This is a genomic window from Labrys sp. ALF-8 (genome assembly GCF_059699065.1).
Genome location: NZ_AP048538.1, coordinates 119,612 through 137,436, shown reverse-complemented (window position 1 = coordinate 137,436; position 17,825 = coordinate 119,612). Strand labels below are relative to the sequence as shown.

The following is a 17,825-nucleotide window of genomic DNA, read 5'->3' as shown; positions in this document are numbered from 1 at the left end:
GGAATGGGCCGCGCCGAGTTCAGCCGTGTTCGCTGAAGGCCTACACCTTCCGCCGCTTGTTCCTGCGGTACTGGTCGATCACCACGGCCGTGACGATGATGGCACCGAGCACGATCTGCTGGGGGGCGGCCTGGACGCCCACGAAGGTGAAGCCGGATTGCACGACGCTGAGGATCAGCAGGCCGATCACGGTGGAGGTAATACGCCCCACGCCGCCCGACAGCGAGGTTCCCCCGATCACCACGGCGGCGATGGCCTGGAGTTCGTAGCCGAGGCCTGCGCCCGCCTGGCCGGAGCCGGCACGGGCGATCTGCACCACGCCCGCAAGGCCGGAGAGCAGGCCGGCGATGCCATAGACCTTCACCAGATGCCACCTGACGTCGATGCCGGAGACGCGCGCCGCCTGCATGTTCGAGCCGATTGCGTAGGTAAACTTCCCGTAGCGCGTGTAGCACATGGCAATGTGGAAGATCAGCGCCACCACCAGGAAGATCACCGTGGGCACGTCCACCGAGAAGCCGAACAGCTCGACCGGTGAACCGATGACGCGGAAAGACGGCGTGAATGTGCTAACGGGCTGGCCATTCGTGTACCAGGTGGCGAAGCCGCGTGCCGAGACCATCATGCCGAGCGTGGCGATGAAGGGCGGCACATTGGCATAAGCGATCAGCGCCCCGTTGATCGCACCCGCGAGGAGGCCCACCGCGAGGCCGGCCAGAACCGGCACGATGAAGGGCAGGTCCGTGAGGTGCGGATAGACCACCGAGCGTGCGGTGCTGACCTGCGCCAGCGAGGCCGCAACCATCGCCGTCGCCCCCACGACCGAGCCCGAGGAAAGGTCGACGCCGCTGGTGATGATGGTCTGGGCCACGCCGACGGCGATGATCCCGATCACAGAGACCTGCAGGAAGATGATGCTGAGGCGGCCTGAGTTGAAGAAGAAGCTCTGGCCCTTGAGCGGCCAGCCGATGAGTTCGAATACCGCAATGATGGCGGCGAGCACGACCAGGATGCTCAGTTCCTGCGGCAGGCGCTTGTGCGGCTTGACGCTGGAAATCTGCGGCGACTTGCCGGCAGCCTCGTTCGCAGACATTGGATCCTCCAGTTCTTCTCGTTGGGCGCTCTGTGCAGTGCGCTGTCGGGGTTCTTTCCAATTCCCAGGGCGTGATGCGATCCGATCGCATCGCCGGACACTGCAATGACGCGCCGAAACAAAGGGTTGAGCAAGGCGGTCGGCCCGCTCGAACGAAATTTGCCCTAGCGGGCGGCCAGTTCCATGATGCGCACCTGATCGGCCTCGGCCCTGTCGAGGATGCCGGTGGCATGGCCGGCGTGCATCACGAGGATGCGGTCGCTCATGCCCAGCACCTCGGGCAGTTCCGAGGAAATCATGATCACCGCCACCCCCTCACCCGCGAGCTTGCTGATGAGGCGGTGAATCTCGGCCTTCGCGCCGACGTCGATGCCGCGTGTCGGCTCATCGAGAATGAGGATGCGCGGCTTGGTCAGCAGCCATCGGCCGATCAGGACTTTCTGCTGGTTTCCGCCCGAGAGATTCTCGATGCGCTCGTGCAGGTTCGGGGTCTTGACGCGCAGGGCCGCGCTCATCTGCGAGCAGGCGGGCAGCACCTCGCCCGACGAGACGAAGCCAGCCTTGACATAGCGCTGCGTCAGCACCGCCATCTGCATGTTTTCGAGGATATCGAGGATGAGGAAGCAGCCCGTGTCCTTCCGGTCCTCGGTGAGAAAGGCCATGCCTTGCCTCATGGCGATCGAGGGGGAGGTGATCGATACCGGCTTGCCCTTGATCTCGATCGTTCCGCTGGAGGCCGGCGTCACGCCGAACAAGGTCTCGGCGACATTGCTGCGTCCTGCGCCGACCAGTCCGGCGAAGCCGAGGATCTCCCCCGCCCTGAGGTCGAAGGAAATATCGTGGAAGACACCCGCGAGCGTGAGATTGCGAACCGAGAGAACGACGTCGCCGATCGGCACGGTTTCCTTGGGAAACATCTGGGTGATCTCACGCCCCACCATCCGCCGGATGATCTCGTCACGCGTCAGGTTGGTGGCCAGATCGGTGCCGATATACTTGCCGTCCCGGAAGATCGAGACTTCGTCGGCGATCTCGAAGAGCTCGTTCATCTTGTGCGTGATGTAGACGATGCCCTTCCCCTGCGCCTTGAGGTCGTGGATGATCTCGAACAGATGCGCGACTTCCGTCTCGGTCAGCGCCGACGTCGGCTCGTCCATGATCAGCACATCGGAATCGTAGGACACCGCCTTGGCGATCTCGACCATCTGGCGGTTGGCGACGCTGAGGCTGCCCACCTGCACCGTCGGATCGATGTTGATCTTGAGCTGCTCGAAGAGCTTGGCGGTGCGGCGGTTGAGCTCGCGATGGTCGACGAAGCCGAAGCGGGTCAAAGGCTCGCGCCGGATCCAGACGTTCTCGGCCACCGTCATGAATTGCATCAGGTTGAGCTCCTGATGGATCATCGCCACGCCGTGCTCAAGCGCGTCGAGCGGTCCGGCGAAATGCACCTCCTGCCCGCGCAGCTTCATCACGCCGCCGTCGGGCTGGTACACACCTGCGATGATCTTCATCAGGGTGGACTTGCCGGCACCGTTCTCGCCCATCAGGGCGTGCACTGTGCCGGGCCGAAGCTTGAAGGAGACGTTGTCGAGGGCGAGCACGCCGGGAAAACCCTTGCGGACGCCTTCCACCTCGATGAGGTACCCGGACCCCGAGGCACCTCGGCTCGGCGCCGCCGATTGCGCAACAGCCATCCTTGTTCTCCCTGTGCCGGAACGCTCCCCGTGGCATCGGATTCACATCCGAGCATCGCTACGGGGTCGTCAATATCGTGATCCCCTCCGGCACGAGGCCGAAGGGGTCTCGGGCAATCCGCTCAGTTCTTCTTGAGATAGTTGTCGATGTTGGCCGGGGTCACCAGTTCGAAGGGTACCCAGACCATCGGATCGGCGATCTTTTCGCCCTTGGCGAGTTTCAGGGCCGTATCGACGGCGCCCTTGCCCTGGCCGGCGGCGTTCTGGAACACCGTGACCTGCAGGTCACCGTCCTTCATGGCGCCAAGGCCATCCTGGGTGGCGTCGACGCCGCCGACGATGGTCTTGCCGCCCGCAAGGCCGGCCTGCTTGAGGGCCTGGATGGCACCGATGGCCATTTCGTCATTGTTGGAGACGACAGCCGCGGGCTTCAGGCCCGAGGTCAGCCAGTTGGTCATCAGGTCGATCGCCTGGGTGCGGTCCCAGTTGGCGGTCTGCTTCTGCAGGATCTTGATGCCGGTGCAGGGTTCCTTGCCGATCACGTCCTCGACGTCCTGAGTGCGCTGGCGTGCCGCCTGGTTGGACAATTCGCCCATGATCACCACGATGTCGCCCTTGCCGTTCAGGAGGCGACAGACTTCCTTCATCTCGAGCGTGCCGGAATCCACTTCGTTCGAGCCGACGAACGCCACCTTCTCCGGCAGCTTCTCCTCGGAGGGCATGCGGTTGACGTAGACCAGCGGGATGCCGGCATCGCTCGCCAGCTTCGTCATCTGGGGCGTGGCGTCGGTATCGACCGGGTTGACGATGATAGCGTCCACCTTCTGGGCGATGAAGTTCTGGATCTGGCTGAGCTGCTTGTTGACGTCGTTCTGGCCGTCCTCGATCTGCAGGTTCACGCCCGACTGGCCCTTTGCGTAGTCGGTCATGGAGTTGCGCAGCACGGTGAGGAAGTTGTCGTCGAACTTGGCCATGCTGACGCCGATATTCTCGGCATAGGCCGTGCCGCACAGCAGGGCGGATGCGGCAAGAGCAAGTAGGGTCCGTTTCATCGTCGTTCCTCCTGGATGTCCGGATGCACCCGTCATTTTCCGGATAATCCCCGTTCAGCGGGGAATTCGCTTGAATGTCAGGACACTACACCAGCGGTCACTAATGCCATACTTGCGGCAAGGCTTTCGCGGATGTGTGCGGCGTCCAGCCTCTGCACGCTTTCGGCAAAGGGTTCGAAGGAAAGGGGGCCGGCATAGCCGGCACCACGCAAGGCCCTGATCTGGCCGAGATTTCCGAGCCGGTCGCCGCCATCGACCAGGACGCGATGGCTGTCGCGCATGTCGCCCACGGCAATGGCGGGATCGTCAACCCCGGAGATATGGACAAGGCCGGTCCGATCCGCGAACAGGGTCTCCTCGCCCGCAAGATGATGGTGGAAGGTGTCATGCACCAGCTTGAATACCGAGCCGCCGCCCACCGCGTCGATACCAGTCACGGCTTCCGACTTGAGGCGCAGGGAACAGATTTCGAAGCCGAGCGGCTCCACAAGGCCGATAAGCCCCCGCTGCTCCAGGATGGGCCGCAGGGCCTTCAGGGCAACGGTCAGATTGGGCAACCTCTCGCCGTCGCCGCGTCCTTCGCCATCGTTGCGCGGCACCAGCACGAGTGCCCGCGCACCGGCTCCGGCGGCGTAGTCCGCAAGTTCCACCGCCTCGCGTTCACGCGTCGGCGACCAGTCGTTGAAACGCTGCAAGGCATTGATGGAGACGATCTCGATACCGGCTCCTTCGGCGGCCGCTCCCACCTCCACGGCCGGCGTACCGTCGAGGATCGCATTGGCGGCAAGGTCATTGCGGATCTCGACACGTGTAATACCCAGCGCCTGCGCAAGAGCGAACAACTCCGGCAGATGCAGCTTCGGCGCCGCCATGTGATTAAGTGCGAAGAGCTCCGCTCCCCGTGCCATACGCCTCTCCCTTGCGCCCGTGGCGCTACGCTTCCCAACCCGGGCGCTGCGAAACCATCGCGCCCTGCACTTCCGGTTTCAATCGATCAAAAATAGAATGATTGAACCTTTTTTATTACGAATTGGAATTATTATTCCATTTTTTGGAGAGCGCTGTCAAGAGCACTTTTATCACGCGTGCGTGCGCGCAGGCCGGGCGGACCAGGCAGAAATCTCGATGGGAAACACCCGTTCCTCGCCCGGGCACTGCCTTTCCTGGCATCCCGAACGAAACACAAGTTACTGACTTCTCAGATATTTTCGGGAAGGTAGAGATTGAAGGGCAGGAAGGTCTGGCTGGGTGGATCCGCCCCACCGGGCAGGCAGGCGAGCGCCATCACCCGGATGAGTTCAGCCGGCAATTGCGACACGGGCGTCCCGATTACGTAGGAGATGATCTCCTCTGTCAGCGCAAGGTGCGAGTCGGCAGTGAGTTCAGGGCAGATGGCCACGAGTCCGCTTCTCCCCTCCTCCCGCAAGGCTGCGATCACCCCCTCCATGCCTCCCCCGGCGACATAGAGCCCGACGAGGTCCGGATAGCGCCGTAACAGGTCGAGCGTCGCCTCATGGGCGATGCTGGGTTCCTCCAGATTGATGCGGCTGTCGAGCACTTCGAAGTCCGGGGCATGTTCACGGAAATAGCTGCGCAGCCCGATCTCGCGCATCTCGTGTCCGAGAAAGCGGTGGCTGCCGACCAATATGCCGACCTTGCCGGGCTCGCGCGCCGTATGGGCGATCAGCCATCCCGCCGTTCGCCCGGCCTTGCGGTTGTCGACGCCGACATAGCCGGCCCGCAGTTCGGGAGCAAAGTCTGAAAGAAGCGCGAAGACCGGTACGCCGCGCTCCTTCAACTCCGATACAGCCATGGCGATCACGGGGTGATCGACCGAGACCACCGCGAGGGCTTGGCATCGCTCGCCCATCCTGCGCATTCGGTCCGCGACGTTGGCGGGGGAAGTATCTGCCAAGTGCTCGATCGTTGCGGAGATACGATAGTCACGGGCCGATGCGGCGGCTTCGGAAATGAATTGCGCAAGATGGCGATAGAAACGGGAATCGCCCCTCAGCAACAGGAAGCCCAGGCGCAGGAGCGGCGTATCGCGGTCGAGCCGCTGCGCGATGAGCCCCGCCGCGTAATAGCCGAGCGCATTGGCGGCCTCGGCCACTCGCTTGGCGGTCTCGGCACGGACCGGAAGCCGGGCGTTGAGCACGCGATCGACGGTCGCGGGGCTGACCCCCGCCTCGCGTGCCACGTCCTGGATAGTGGGTCGGGGCATGATCCTGATATTTTCACATCAAAATGACATTTGATTTGATGTCTTTTGATAGAAACTGTCAACGTCTTCTTGAGCAGTTCGAAACTGCGTCTTAGCATTCCCTTCCAGAAACGGAGCTCCACGGCGACAGCGGAGCCCGGCAAGGGAGTTCTCGATGACGCCGACCCAGCGCGACTACAGTCTGATCGGGCGTGATGCCAAGGCCGCGGTCGAAAGCGGGCTTGCCGCTGCCGAATGGTATCGCTGCGACATTCCCCGCAAGCGCCTGAAGGAACTGATGCAACGCGAGGATGGACCGGCCATCCGCGATACCGCCATCTGGATCGGAGGCCTCGCGGCCTGTGCCCTCGGCGGCAGTCTCCTCTGGGGGACACTATGGTGCGTGCCCTTCTTCGTGCTCTACGGGATCCTGTATGGCACGGCCTCCGACTCGCGCTGGCACGAGTGCGGCCACGGCACCGCCTTCCGCACCCGCTGGATGAACGACGCCGTCTATCAGGTCGCCTGCTTCATGATCATGCGCGAGCCCACGATCTGGCGCTGGAGCCACACGCGCCATCATACCGACACGATCATCGTCGGTCGGGATCCCGAGATCGCCGCCATGCGTCCGCCCGCAATGCTGCGCCTCATCTCGAATATCTTCGCAATCGCCTCGACCTGGGCGGCGATCAAGAGCGTGCTCCTGCATGCAACCGGCCGCCTCAGCGAGGAGGAGAAGACCTTCGTGCCCGAAATGGAATGGCCGAAGGTGTTCGTGACCGCCCGCATCTGGCTCGCCGTCCACGCCGCTGCCATAGCCGCCGCGCTCGTCCTGCACTCCTGGTTGCCCGTGATGTTCATAGGCGTGCTGCCGACGATGTATGGCGGCTGGCTGATGCTCTATTTCGGCCTGACCCAGCATGCGGGCCTCGCCGAAAACGTCCTCGACCATCGGCTGAACTCGCGCACCGTCTACATGAATCCGTTCTTCCGCTTCGTGTATTGGAACATGAACTATCATGTGGAGCATCACATGTTTCCGATGGTGCCCTATCACGCGCTGCCGGAACTCCATCAGGCGATGCTCGCCGACACGCCAAAGCCCTACGCCAGCACCATCGAGGCCTATCGGGAGATCATTCCCGCGCTGCTGCGCCAGATGAGCGATCCGGAGTATTTCGTTCGCCGCAGCCTGCCCGCGAGCGCCCGTCCCTATCGCCCCGACCTGCACGGCGAGGTGGTGGCGCCCGACGACCCGCGGACCCGCTTCGCCGGCCAGCACCCTTGAAACAACAACACGAGATCTTTGGGAGGATATCATGAGCACGACTTGGATCGACGCGTGCGACGCCGACGACATCGACCAGGAAGATGTGATGCGGTTCGATCACGGCGGACGTACCTATGCTCTCTACCGCAGCCCGGACGACGAGTATTTCGCAACCGATGGCCTGTGCACGCATGAGCAGATCCATCTGGCCGACGGGCTGGTGATGGACGACATCATCGAATGCCCCAAGCACAACGGTCGCTTCAACTACAGGACGGGAGAGGCCAAGGGAGCACCGGTCTGCATCAACCTCAAGACCTATCCGGTCCGGGTTGACGGTGGCAAAATCCAGATCCAGCTGGGCTGACGGCCATGCATCCCGGGATGGTGATCGTGGGAGCCGGCGAGGCCGGTGCCCGGGCGGCGTTCGCCCTGCGCGAACACGGCTGGAGCGGGCCGGTTACTTTGGTCGGCGAGGAGCCTCACGCCCCTTATGAACGTCCTCCGCTCTCCAAGGCGGCTCTCATCGGGGAGGCACATCCGACACCGCGCTACATCGTCGGCGAGGAGCGCTTCGCGGGCGAAGGGATCACCCACATCGCAGACCGCATCGTCACCACGATCGACCGACGGCTGCGCCATGTCGGCCTCAACGACGGCAGCACCATCGCCTACGACAAGCTGCTGCTCGCGACGGGCGCCACCCCGCGCAGGCTTCCCATTCCCGGGGCCGACCATCCCGCCTGCGTGACGCTGCGCCGCTTCGAGGATGCCCTTCATCTGCGCGAGCGCTTTCGTCCGGATGCACGCATTGCCGTCATCGGCGGCGGCTTCATCGGTCTCGAACTCGCCGCAAGCGCCAGGCAGCGGGGTTCCGACGTCACGATCCTGGAGGCCCTGCCCCGCCTCCTGAGCCGGGGAGTACCGCCGGAGATCGCAGAAGTGGTGCAGGAGCGCCACCTGGCTGCCGGAGTGGCCATTCTCTGCGGCGACGGCATCGCCGCGATCGAAGACGAGGGTAGCGGTCCCGTCGTTCGCCTGGCGGGCGGCAAGCGGATCGAAGCCGACCTGGTGGTGCTCGGGGTGGGCGCGGTGCCCAGCACAACATTGGCGCAGTCGGCCGGGCTTGCGATCGACAACGGCATCGCCGTCGACGACCGCCTGCGGACGAGCGACGAAGCCATCCACGCCGCCGGAGACTGCTGCTCCTTTCCCCTGCCGCTCTATGGCGGACGGCGCGTTCGCCTCGAGTCCTGGCGAAACGCGCAGGAACAGGGCACGCATGCCGCCAGGACGATGCTGGGGCGTGAAGACCCGTTCGATGCCGTCCCCTGGTTCTGGTCGGACCAGTATGAACTCTCGCTGCAGGTCGCCGGGCTCGTCGACGAAGGGCGCCGCGCCGTGCGCCGCGACGGGCCGGACGGCTCCTTTATCCTCTTTCACCTCGATGATGAGGGACGCCTCGTCGCGGCCAGCGGCATCGGGCCGGGCAACCTGATCGCGCGGGACATCCGCCTCGCCGAAATGCTCATCGCACGACGCGCAAGGCCGGACATTGCCGCTCTCGCAGATCCCGCGACCCGCCTCAAATCCCTTCTCGCCGCCTAACAGCCCTCTAGGACACGACATGCCAAGCTACCGCCCGACCGTTGCCGACCTTCTGTCGATGCGCGGCAAGAAACAGATCGCCAAGCTGAGGGTAGAGACCCTGGATGAGGCGGAAGCGGCCGAGCGGGCCGGGATCGGCATGCTGTCCGTTCCCCCCATCCTCATGGCGAATCCCGCCTTCCGGGAGGCGGCGCCGACCGCCTTCGCCGTAACGGGCCTCGAGCATGGCCGTTTCGTCACGGCGGAGGACTATCTGCGGGCCGCCTTCCAGGCCAAGCTCCAGAGCTCGGATGCGGTCTACTGCGCGGCCAGCCTCGCCACGATCCGAACGCTGCGCGAGGAAGGCATCCCGGTGGTCAGCCATGTCGGCCTCATTCCCTCACATCGCACCTGGACAGGCGGCTTCAAGGCCGTCGGAAAGACCTTCGAATCGGCATGGCAGGTCTGGCAGCAGACAAAGGCGCTCGAGGACGCAGGTGCGTTCGCGGCGGAGATCGAGGTCGTTCCCGTGGAGATCGCCAGTGCCGTCGCCACGCGCACGGGCCTGTTCATGATTTCCATGGGCGCCGGCGGCGGTTGCCATGCTCAGTATCTCTTCGCGGACGATGTCCTTGGTGCCCATGGCGGCCACTATCCGCGCCACGCCAAGGTCTATCGCAACTTTCGCGCCGAATATGAACGTCTGCAGAAGGAACGCGTCGCCGCCTTCACCGAGTATGCTGCAGATGTGGAAAGCGGTGTCTTCCCAGCCGCAAACCAGGTGGTCGGCATCGACAAATCCGAGCTCGATCGCTTCCTGAAGGCATTGGAGACCGATGCGGATTGAGCGCTCGTCAATAGCCGACCTCGACGACTGGACCCGGATGCGCGAGGCGTTGTGGCCGTCCGAAGGCCTCGAGCGGCATCGGCAGGAATGCATGCGGATGCTCGCGCAGCCACAGGCCTGCGTCGCCTTCCTCGCCCGCGTCGATTCCACCTCCGCCGGTTTCGCGGAAGCGAGCCTGAGACGAGACCACGTCAATGGTTGCGAAACCAGCCCGGTCGGCTTCCTTGAGGGCATCTATGTCGAGCCGGGCTGGCGCCGCTGCGGGGTCGCGAGAGCCCTCGTCGAAGCCGTGAGGCGCTGGACGCTTGTGCAGGGCTGCAGCGAACTCGCTTCCGACGTCCTTCTGGACAACGAGCTCAGCCAGCAAATGCACAACGCGCTCGGCTTCGAGGAAACCGAGCGCGTCGTCTATTTCAGGCAGGTGCTGCGGCGATAGCCGTGACGGACGCTCTCCCGGATTCAACCCCGGATAAAAGCAAGAAGGTCCGGATTGATCACATCCGCATGGATGGTCAGCATTCCGTGGGGATAGCCCGGATAGATCTTCAGAGTAGCATCGGCGATGATCTTCGCCGAGAGAACACCGGCATCGGCGTAGGGCACGATCTGGTCGTCGTCGCCGTGCAGTACGAGCGTCGGCACCTCGATGGCCCGCAGATCCGCGTTGAAGTCCGTCTCGGAGAAGACCTTGATGCATTCGTAGTGGGCGTTTGCAGCTCCCATCATGCCCTGGCGCCACCAATTATCGACCACGCCGTCCAGAACCTTGGCGCCGGGACGGTTGAAGCCGTAGAAGGGGAGCGGAACCGCCCGGTAGAATTGCGCTCGGTTGGCGGCAAGCTGGTTGCGAAGATCATCGAACACGCCGATCGGCAGGCCTCCGGGATTCTCCTCGGTCTTGAGCATGATCGGCGGCACCGAGCTGACGAGCACGGCCTTTGCCACGCGCCCCTTGCCGTAGCGGGCGACATATCGGGCGACTTCCCCGCCGCCCGTCGAATGGCCGATATGCACTGCATCCCTCAGGTCGAGTGCCGCGGCGAGTTCGGCGACATCCGCAGCATAGGTATCCATGTCGTGCCCGCCCGAGGTCTGGCTCGATCGGCCGTGGCCGCGACGATCGTGGGCGATGACCCGATATCCCTGGTGGAGGAAATACAGCATCTGGGAATCCCAGTCGTCGGCGCTCAGCGGCCAGCCGTGGTGGAACACGATCGGCTGCCCCGTGCCCCAGTCCTTGTAGAAAATCTGCGTCCCGTCCTTCGTCGTGATGTAGGGCATATCCCCTTCTCCTGCGCTGTTCTGGCCAGCCCATCGCCGGCCGGGTCAGGCAGAAAATAGGCGGTTGGCCCTCGCTCGCGCTTCCAGGAATGCACCATCGATTGTGTATTCGCACGACGGTTGCACCTACCCCGCCACCTTGAATGCAAGACGCCCGGCTTCATCGAAGCCGGGCGCTTGTCTGGCCGCAGGCAGGCCTTCGTCAGGCGATCGCGGGAGCCGCGCTCGTATCGGGATCGTAGCAACGATCGATCACCCGCTGCAGATTGGCGGCGTGGCGGAAGCTCGGCTCGACCCCCTCCCCGAGCTGGATGGCCGTGATGAAGCGCTGGTAGTTCGTCCGCACCGGATCGGCATGCAGGTCCCGCCAGGCCTGGTTGTTGATGTCGTCTCCGGCACACAGGCGCAGGCTCGTATAGGGGCCGTGGTTGATCTCGATGGCCCCCTTCGTGCCGAATACGCTGAGCTTGAGCGTATTGGCATAGCCGGTCATGAAGCGGCTTGTGTGGATCACGCCCAGGGCGCCATTCTCGAAGCGCACCGACATGACGGCACTGTCGTTGGCGTTGAGCGGATAGTCGCCGATGCGGTCGCCGGGAGCCTTGTGGAAGGTGGCGAGCTGGGCCTGAAGCGCCACCGGCGTCATGCTCACGGCGTAGCTTGCAAAGTCGAGGATGTGCACGCCGACATCGCCCAGCACGCCTTTCGAGCCATGATCCTCGGACAGGCGCCAGAGCCAGCGCGGCTCGGTGGCCCAGTCCCCCCAATGGTTGCCCACCAGCCAGCTCTGCCGGTAGGAAGCCTCGACATGGCGGACATCGCCGATATCGCCCCGTGCGATCATGGCGTGCGCGGTCTGCAGAGCCGGCACGTCGCGGTAGGACAGGTTAACCATGGCGGTCAGCCCCGCGGCTTCCGCCGCTGTCGCCATCTCGTCGGCCTGAGGGTACGTCTCGGCCAGCGGTTTCTCGCACAGGACGTGCTTGCCTGCGAGAATGAGCTTCATGGTGGTCGGGTAGTGAAACCTGTCCGGCGTCACATTGGCGACCGCATCGAAGGCACCCCAAGCGAGTGCCTCGTCGAGATCGCCGAAGGAATGAGGAATGCCGTGCTCCTCGCTGAAGGCGCGGGCACGGGTCTCGTCGATATCGACGCCGGCGACGACTTCCGCGTCGGGAGACGCCTGGAAATGGCGGGCATGGGTGGCGGCCATATTGCCGGTGCCGAGCACCAGGATACGAATCTTGGGCATGGGATTGATCCTGGGAGCCTTACCTGAAGCCTTCCTCGCCATCCGCATGCAGGCGCGGTCCCTTGACCTCGATAGGTACGGGCGCCTTGTCGTGCGGGGTGTTGGGCGCCTGGTTGACGCGCTTCCACGCCGAGGCTGGGTTGCGGGCCCATTTCACGGCGTTGCCGAGAATCTTGCGGACGGTGGCGTTGTGATAGGTCGGATAGGCTTCATGACCGGGTCGGAAATAGAAGATCTTGCCGGCGCCGCGCTGGTAGGTCAGGCCGGACCGGAAAACCTCCCCTCCCTCGAACCAGGAGATGAACAGCGTCTCCATCGGCTCAGGCACCGTGAAGGGCTCGCCATACATCTCCTCATGCTCGATCTCGAAATGCTCGGGCAGGCCTTCGGCGATGGGATGGTTCTTGTTGAGCACCCAGATGCGTTCGACCTCGCCGGCCTCGCGCCAGGACAAGGCACAGGGGGTGCCCATCAACTGCTTGAAGATCTTCGAGAAATGGCCGGAATGAAGCACGATGAGACCCATGCCTTCCCAGACACGCTCCTGGACACGCCTGACGATCTCGTCCTTCACCTCGCCATGGGCGGTATGCCCCCACCACAGGAGAACGTCGGTGGCCGCGAGCCTGTCCGCCGTCAGACCATGTTCCGGCTCGTCCAGGGTCGCGGTCTCGACGGAAATGCCGCCAGCCTCCTTCAGCGCAGCAGCAATCTCGCCATGAATTCCATGGGGATAGAGCTTGCGCACCAGGGCGTTGGTTTGCTCGTGCCGGTTCTCGTTCCAGACGAGGGCGCGGATCGTCATCTCGAATTTCCTTCATAATAGGCGAATGGCCAAAGCGCTTTGGCGCGCGGACCCTGCCACAAGGGGCAGATCGAAGAAAAGCAGGTTCGGCAGAAATATTCCTCGGCGCAGAATTCGCCGAGGATGTGATTAACGGATCGCTCCGAGAGGGCCATAGAATGGCCAATTCAAGGCGTCCAGGGGCTTCAAGCCGGCAGGCGCCGGAGGGCAGCGCCATCCGCGGCGAAGAGGTGGCAGAGTTCGCCTGGCACGCCGATCGAAGTCCGGGCCGAATCTGCGACAGGCGCGTCGCCGGCATGGCGCAATGTGATCAGCTTGCCGTCGGCCGTCCGCACGTAGAGAAAATGGCTCTCGCCCAGTTCCTCCACCACTTCTATCTCACCGGAGAACGAGGAATCCCCGCCGCTTTCCGACAGATGTTCGGGCCGGATGCCGAGCTTGACCTTGTCGCCGGACCTGACGCCCGCACCGTCCACCCTCGCCACCACACTGCCGCCGCCGGGCAGCCCGACCTTCACGCCGCCCGCATCCGCCTGCATCACCTCGGTATCGATGAAGTTCATCTGGGGTGAGCCTATGAAGCCGGCCACGAACAGATTCCTGGGATGATGATAGAGTTCCAGGGGAGCGCCGACCTGTTCGACGTTGCCGGCATTGAGCACGACGATCTTGTCGGCCAAAGTCATGGCTTCGACCTGGTCATGCGTCACGTAGACCATGGTGGCGCCCATCTGCTTGTGCAGCTTGGCAATGGAGATGCGCATCTGGACGCGAAGGGCCGCGTCGAGGTTGGAGAGAGGCTCATCGAACAGGAACACCTTGGGGTTTCGCACGATCGCGCGCCCGATGGCGACGCGCTGGCGCTGGCCGCCGGAGAGCTGCTTCGGCAGCCGCTCCAGAAGGGGGGTGAGTTCGAGGATCTTGGCCGCTTCCCTCACCTTCTGATCGATCGTCTGGGTGTCCTCCTTGGCCAGTTCGAGGCCGAAGGCCATGTTCTGGTAGACGTTCATATGCGGATAGAGCGCGTAGGACTGGAACACCATGGAGATGCCGCGGTCCTTCGGCGTCTTGTCGTTGACCCTCTGGCCGTCGATCATCAGGTCGCCGGCGGTGATGTCCTCCAGCCCCGCGATCAGGCGCAGCAAGGTGGACTTGCCGCAGCCCGAGGGCCCCACGAAAACCACGAAATCCTTGTCCTCGATCTCCAGGTTCACGCCGTGAACTGTCTCGATGCGGCCGAACGACTTGCGGATGTTCTTGAGCGTCACATTCGCCATGATGCTTACCCCTTGACGGCGCCGGCGGTCAGGCCCGCCACGATTTTGCGTTGGAACAGGAGAACGAGGACGATGAGCGGCAGCGTCACGATGACCGAACCGGCCATGATGTTGCCCCAGGGCAATTCCTGCTGGCTTGCGCCGCTCATCAGGGAGATCGCCACCGGAACGGTCCGGTTGTTGGGCGAGAAGGTGAGCGCGAAGAGAAACTCGTTCCAGGCTGCGATGAAGGCGAGCAGCCCCGTCGTCACCATGGCGGGCCACATCAGCGGCAGGAAGACGCGGCGGACCACGATCCACGGCGTGGCCCCGTCCACGAAGGCGGCCTCCTCCAGTTCCCGCGGCAGTTCCTTCATGAAGGTGGTGAGAACCCAAACCGTGAAAGGCAGCGTCAGAATGAGGTTCGACAGGATTAGCGAGAACATCGTGTCGTAGATGCCGAGGGCCTTGACCACCTCGTACATGCCCGAGAGCACCGCCACCTGCGGGAACATCGAGACGGCGAGGATGGTCATCAGCAGGAGGCCGCGGCCCTTGAAGTGCACGCGGCCAAGCGCATACGCGGCCGTCACCCCGAGGAACAGCGATATGATCACGACCGTCACGGCCACGAAGAGCGAATTCAGGATGTTCCAGGCGAAGGGCTGCTGCTCGAACACGCTCACATAATTGCCGAAGTTGAAGTCGGGGATGAGCGAGGTGCTGAACAGTCCCTGTCCCGTGCGCATGGATGACAGGATGGTGTAGTAGAACGGGAAGACAGCGTAGATGACGATGGCGGCGACGAGCAGCCAGAAGCCGATGGGCTTGAGAATCCTGGTCATTTCACAGCGTCCTCCGAAACACGCACCTTGCCGGCGGTCATTGCCACGACGGTGATGAGCCCGATGATGAGGAAGAGGAGCGTGGCCGCCGCTGAGCCGTAGCCCGTCTTGAAGAAGGAATAGAGCTGCTGGCGGGCGAAGCCGGACATCGACATCGAGTAGTCGTTGTTGGGTGTCAGCACGTATATGAGGTCGAAGATGCGCAGGGCGTCCAGTGCCCGGAACACCACCGCCACCATCAGTGCCGGACGGATCAGGGGCAGCGTCACCTTGAAGAACACCTTCACGGGATGGATGCCGTCGACCTTGGCCGCCTCGTAACAGTCCGAGGGCAGCATCTGCAGCGCCGCAAGGATGAGCAGCGCCATGAATGGCGTGGTCTTCCACACGTCGACCATGATGACGGTCCACAGCGCGATCGATCCGGTGGTCCAGGAGATCTGGTTGGAGATCAGGCCGAGGCTTTGCAGGACATAGTTGACGCCGGTATCCTGGAAGATGTGGTTCACGATGCCGTTCTGGTCGTTGAGCATCCACAGCCACATCTTTGCCGACACGATGGTCGGGATGGCCCAGGGCACCAGCACGGCGGCGCGCACGATGGCACGGCCCCTGAAATTGGCGTTCAGCACCAGGGCGACGATGGTGCCGAGCACCGTCTCCAGCACCACGGAGACGAAAGAGAAGAACACGGTGTTCCACACCGAGCGCCACCAGTTGCCCTGCGTGAGCAATCCGAACCAGTGGCCGCCGGCATAGCCTAGATAATTGCCGAAACCGATGAACTTGTAGGTTGGCGTCGACAGCTTCGCGTCGGTGAAGCCGAACCAGATGGTGCGCAGAAGCGGCCATCCGGCCACGATGGCAAGCACGACCAGCATCGGCAGCAGGAAGAGCCATGCGGATTTTACCCTGGCGCGCGTCAGTTCGGATTGACTGGCCATGTACCCCCCTCTCAGGAGACCTTGTTGTTGGGGCGAGCCGGCTCGATTGCCGGCCGGGCGGCCGCCGCGGGATCGACGCATCCGGCGCATGTCGCCCGGCGTACCGACGCCAGGACCTCACGCGGCGTTGCCGGATCGATAAGGCAGATCGACCCGGCTACACGGAACGGCAGCGGGAATAAAAGCCGCCGCGAACCCGGAGAGCTCGCGGCGCAGGCGGGGAGGATTTCTTACCAGCCCGAACCCTTGATGCCAGCGAGATTGCTGTCGAGGGTGGTCAATGCGTCTTCCGCCTTCTCCTTGCCCGAGAGGACATTGGAGACGGCGTTCCAGAAGTTGGTCGACACTTCGTTGTAGTTCGCGCCGGTCACGCGCGAGGGACGGGCCACGGCGTTCATGAAGGTCGCCTTCAGATCGCCGAAGAAGGGCACGGCCTTCAACACGTCCGGATCGTCGTAGAGGGCAGTGATGGTGGGGTTGTAGCTGCCCTCGATGGCGCGACGCTTCTGTTCGTCCTTCGATGTCAGATAGACGACGAGATCGGCCGCGAGATCCGTGTTCTTGGAGTATTTGGAGACTGCGAGCTGCCAGCCGCCGAGCGTACCGGTATTCTTGCCGCTCTCGCCTCCCTTCGGCAGGGCCACTACGCCGATCTTGTCCTTGACGGGGCTGTCGGCGCCATTGCCGAGAGACCACGCATAGGGCCAGTTGCGCATGAAGGCGGCATTGCCCGACTGGAACACGCCGCGGGCTTCTTCCTCGCCATAGTTGAGGACGCCTTCGGGCGCGATCTTGCCGATCCAGCCGGCAGCGAGCGTGAGCGCAGCGGCGGCCTTGGGATTGTTGACGGTGATGTTGCCTTCGGCGTCGATGATGGTGCCGCCGCCGAAGGAATCGATCCACTCGAGCGCATCGCAGGTCAGGCCCTCATAGGCGCGTCCCTGGAAGACCACACCCCAGAACTTGTCGTTGCCGGCCTTGCGTTCGCCGTCCTGGATCTTGGTGGCTTCGTCGGTCATCTCCTGCCACGTCGCCGGCGGCTTGAGGCCGTACTTATCGAGGAGATCCTTGCGATAGTAGAGAACGCCCGCATCGGTGAACCAGGGCATCGCCACCAATTCACCATTGACGGTGTTGTTCTCGATGATCGCGGGGAAATGCTCCTTTTCGGCGCCTTTGGTATAGGGAGAGAGATTGACGAAATGCTGACCGAGAATACCTGGCCAGATCACGTCGATCTGGAAAACGTCGATTTCGGAAGAACTGGCGGACAGCTGCTGTTGATACAACGCCAGGCGCTCGTTGGTGTCATTGGGCGTCGAGACAATCTTGACGGTATTGCCCGTCTTCTTCGCCCATGCTTCCGCACCGCTCTTGCAAAGGCTCAACTCCTGGCCAACGGCGCCACAGGAAATCGAGATTTCAGCAGCATGGGCGAAGCTGGTCAATGCCATGGACGCAGTAGCGGCCAGAGCCAAACGCATGAACATGCGGACTTCCTCCTCTTGTATCGCCCATGCCGCCTTCTCTGTGGAAGGTCGGGAAAGGCTTCGGCGTTTCCCCCTGCGGGCATCACACCATGATGTGCCGCAAAGTTATTTCAAAGCGCTTTGAATTTTCATTCGGACAAAAAGAGGACTTTGTCAAGGCAGACTGTGACATGTCCGCGCAGCAACCCCCACGCGTAAGCAGA

17 protein-coding genes are annotated in these 17,825 nt (G+C 63.2%); 5 read left to right on the top strand and 12 right to left on the bottom strand.

Features of this window, described 5'->3' with window-relative positions:
• Nucleotides 1-40: 40 nt before the first annotated feature.
• The 5 genes from AC6H34_RS20480 to AC6H34_RS20460 form a co-directional block, all read right to left on the bottom strand.
• Nucleotides 41-1,093 (bottom strand): ABC transporter permease, encoded by a 1,053-nt coding sequence (locus AC6H34_RS20480; protein ID WP_448146804.1) that lies wholly within the window; start codon nucleotides 1,091-1,093, stop codon nucleotides 41-43.
• A gap of 164 nt (nucleotides 1,094-1,257) precedes the next feature.
• A complete protein-coding gene (locus tag AC6H34_RS20475) occupies nucleotides 1,258-2,787 on the bottom strand; it encodes a sugar ABC transporter ATP-binding protein (RefSeq protein ID WP_448146803.1) in 1,530 nt (509 codons plus the stop codon).
• Between the two features lie 122 nt (nucleotides 2,788-2,909).
• A complete protein-coding gene (locus AC6H34_RS20470; RefSeq protein ID WP_448146802.1) occupies nucleotides 2,910-3,839 on the bottom strand; it encodes a sugar ABC transporter substrate-binding protein in 930 nt (309 codons plus the stop codon).
• Between the two features lie 77 nt (nucleotides 3,840-3,916).
• On the bottom strand, nucleotides 3,917-4,747 hold the full coding sequence (locus AC6H34_RS20465; RefSeq protein WP_497540043.1) for a TIM barrel protein: 831 nt from the start codon (nucleotides 4,745-4,747) through the stop codon (nucleotides 3,917-3,919).
• Between the two features lie 290 nt (nucleotides 4,748-5,037).
• Nucleotides 5,038-6,066: a LacI family DNA-binding transcriptional regulator gene (locus AC6H34_RS20460; protein WP_497541248.1), complete on the bottom strand. Its 1,029-nt coding sequence runs from the start codon at nucleotides 6,064-6,066 to the stop codon at nucleotides 5,038-5,040.
• A gap of 151 nt (nucleotides 6,067-6,217) precedes the next feature.
• Here AC6H34_RS20460 and AC6H34_RS20455 point away from each other — a divergent pair, with 151 nt between their 5' ends.
• The 5 genes from AC6H34_RS20455 to aac(6') are packed head-to-tail and all read left to right on the top strand — an operon-like array spanning nucleotide 6,218 to nucleotide 10,185.
• Nucleotides 6,218-7,333, top strand: a complete 1,116-nt coding sequence (locus AC6H34_RS20455; RefSeq protein WP_497540042.1) for a fatty acid desaturase family protein — start codon at nucleotides 6,218-6,220, stop codon at nucleotides 7,331-7,333.
• Nucleotides 7,334-7,364: 31 nt separating this feature from the next.
• Nucleotides 7,365-7,682, top strand: coding sequence for a MocE family 2Fe-2S type ferredoxin (locus AC6H34_RS20450; protein WP_448146799.1), 318 nt, complete (start codon nucleotides 7,365-7,367; stop codon nucleotides 7,680-7,682).
• A gap of 5 nt (nucleotides 7,683-7,687) precedes the next feature.
• Complete coding sequence (locus AC6H34_RS20445) at nucleotides 7,688-8,923, top strand: NAD(P)/FAD-dependent oxidoreductase (RefSeq protein WP_448146798.1); 1,236 nt, start codon at nucleotides 7,688-7,690, stop codon at nucleotides 8,921-8,923.
• A gap of 19 nt (nucleotides 8,924-8,942) precedes the next feature.
• Complete coding sequence (locus tag AC6H34_RS20440) at nucleotides 8,943-9,749, top strand: 3-methyl-2-oxobutanoate hydroxymethyltransferase (RefSeq protein WP_497540041.1); 807 nt, start codon at nucleotides 8,943-8,945, stop codon at nucleotides 9,747-9,749.
• Nucleotides 9,739-10,185: an aminoglycoside 6'-N-acetyltransferase gene (aac(6'), locus tag AC6H34_RS20435; protein ID WP_448146796.1), complete on the top strand. Its 447-nt coding sequence runs from the start codon at nucleotides 9,739-9,741 to the stop codon at nucleotides 10,183-10,185. Before AC6H34_RS20440 ends, aac(6') begins: the two co-directional genes overlap by 11 nt.
• Before the next feature lie 23 nt (nucleotides 10,186-10,208).
• Here aac(6') and AC6H34_RS20430 read toward each other — a convergent pair whose 3' ends face one another.
• The 7 genes from AC6H34_RS20430 to AC6H34_RS20400 all read right to left on the bottom strand — a co-directional run bounded on the left by AC6H34_RS20430 (nucleotide 10,209) and on the right by AC6H34_RS20400 (nucleotide 17,622).
• Nucleotides 10,209-11,030: an alpha/beta fold hydrolase gene (locus tag AC6H34_RS20430; protein WP_497540040.1), complete on the bottom strand. Its 822-nt coding sequence runs from the start codon at nucleotides 11,028-11,030 to the stop codon at nucleotides 10,209-10,211.
• Between the two features lie 202 nt (nucleotides 11,031-11,232).
• Nucleotides 11,233-12,282: a Gfo/Idh/MocA family protein gene (locus tag AC6H34_RS20425; protein WP_448146794.1), complete on the bottom strand. Its 1,050-nt coding sequence runs from the start codon at nucleotides 12,280-12,282 to the stop codon at nucleotides 11,233-11,235.
• Nucleotides 12,283-12,301: 19 nt separating this feature from the next.
• Nucleotides 12,302-13,087 (bottom strand): ThuA domain-containing protein, encoded by a 786-nt coding sequence (locus tag AC6H34_RS20420; protein ID WP_448146793.1) that lies wholly within the window; start codon nucleotides 13,085-13,087, stop codon nucleotides 12,302-12,304.
• Nucleotides 13,088-13,272: 185 nt separating this feature from the next.
• A complete protein-coding gene (locus AC6H34_RS20415; protein WP_448146792.1) occupies nucleotides 13,273-14,364 on the bottom strand; it encodes an ABC transporter ATP-binding protein in 1,092 nt (363 codons plus the stop codon).
• A gap of 5 nt (nucleotides 14,365-14,369) precedes the next feature.
• On the bottom strand, nucleotides 14,370-15,188 hold the full coding sequence (locus tag AC6H34_RS20410) for a carbohydrate ABC transporter permease (RefSeq protein WP_448146791.1): 819 nt from the start codon (nucleotides 15,186-15,188) through the stop codon (nucleotides 14,370-14,372).
• Complete coding sequence (locus AC6H34_RS20405; RefSeq protein ID WP_448146790.1) at nucleotides 15,185-16,132, bottom strand: carbohydrate ABC transporter permease; 948 nt, start codon at nucleotides 16,130-16,132, stop codon at nucleotides 15,185-15,187. The genes AC6H34_RS20410 and AC6H34_RS20405 overlap by 4 nt, the downstream gene beginning before the upstream one ends.
• A gap of 230 nt (nucleotides 16,133-16,362) precedes the next feature.
• Nucleotides 16,363-17,622, bottom strand: coding sequence for an ABC transporter substrate-binding protein (locus tag AC6H34_RS20400; protein ID WP_497540039.1), 1,260 nt, complete (start codon nucleotides 17,620-17,622; stop codon nucleotides 16,363-16,365).
• Nucleotides 17,623-17,825: the final 203 nt, after the last annotated feature.

Bases quoted from the DNA above. Each gene is read 5' to 3' on its own strand.
- AC6H34_RS20480 (WP_448146804.1), bottom strand. From the start codon at position 1,093: ATGTCTGCGAACGAGGCTGCCGGCAAGTCGCCGCAGATTTCCAGCGTC.
- AC6H34_RS20475 (WP_448146803.1), bottom strand. From the start codon at position 2,787: ATGGCTGTTGCGCAATCGGCGGCGCCGAGCCGAGGTGCCTCGGGGTCC.
- AC6H34_RS20470 (WP_448146802.1), bottom strand. From the start codon at position 3,839: ATGAAACGGACCCTACTTGCTCTTGCCGCATCCGCCCTGCTGTGCGGC.
- AC6H34_RS20465 (WP_497540043.1), bottom strand. From the start codon at position 4,747: ATGGCACGGGGAGCGGAGCTCTTCGCACTTAATCACATGGCGGCGCCG.
- AC6H34_RS20455 (WP_497540042.1), top strand. From the start codon at position 6,218: ATGACGCCGACCCAGCGCGACTACAGTCTGATCGGGCGTGATGCCAAG.
- AC6H34_RS20450 (WP_448146799.1), top strand. From the start codon at position 7,365: ATGAGCACGACTTGGATCGACGCGTGCGACGCCGACGACATCGACCAG.
- AC6H34_RS20445 (WP_448146798.1), top strand. From the start codon at position 7,688: ATGCATCCCGGGATGGTGATCGTGGGAGCCGGCGAGGCCGGTGCCCGG.
- AC6H34_RS20440 (WP_497540041.1), top strand. From the start codon at position 8,943: ATGCCAAGCTACCGCCCGACCGTTGCCGACCTTCTGTCGATGCGCGGC.
- AC6H34_RS20430 (WP_497540040.1), bottom strand. From the start codon at position 11,030: ATGCCCTACATCACGACGAAGGACGGGACGCAGATTTTCTACAAGGAC.
- AC6H34_RS20425 (WP_448146794.1), bottom strand. From the start codon at position 12,282: ATGCCCAAGATTCGTATCCTGGTGCTCGGCACCGGCAATATGGCCGCC.
- AC6H34_RS20420 (WP_448146793.1), bottom strand. From the start codon at position 13,087: ATGACGATCCGCGCCCTCGTCTGGAACGAGAACCGGCACGAGCAAACC.
- AC6H34_RS20415 (WP_448146792.1), bottom strand. From the start codon at position 14,364: ATGGCGAATGTGACGCTCAAGAACATCCGCAAGTCGTTCGGCCGCATC.
- AC6H34_RS20410 (WP_448146791.1), bottom strand. From the start codon at position 15,188: ATGACCAGGATTCTCAAGCCCATCGGCTTCTGGCTGCTCGTCGCCGCC.
- AC6H34_RS20405 (WP_448146790.1), bottom strand. From the start codon at position 16,132: ATGGCCAGTCAATCCGAACTGACGCGCGCCAGGGTAAAATCCGCATGG.
- AC6H34_RS20400 (WP_497540039.1), bottom strand. From the start codon at position 17,622: ATGTTCATGCGTTTGGCTCTGGCCGCTACTGCGTCCATGGCATTGACC.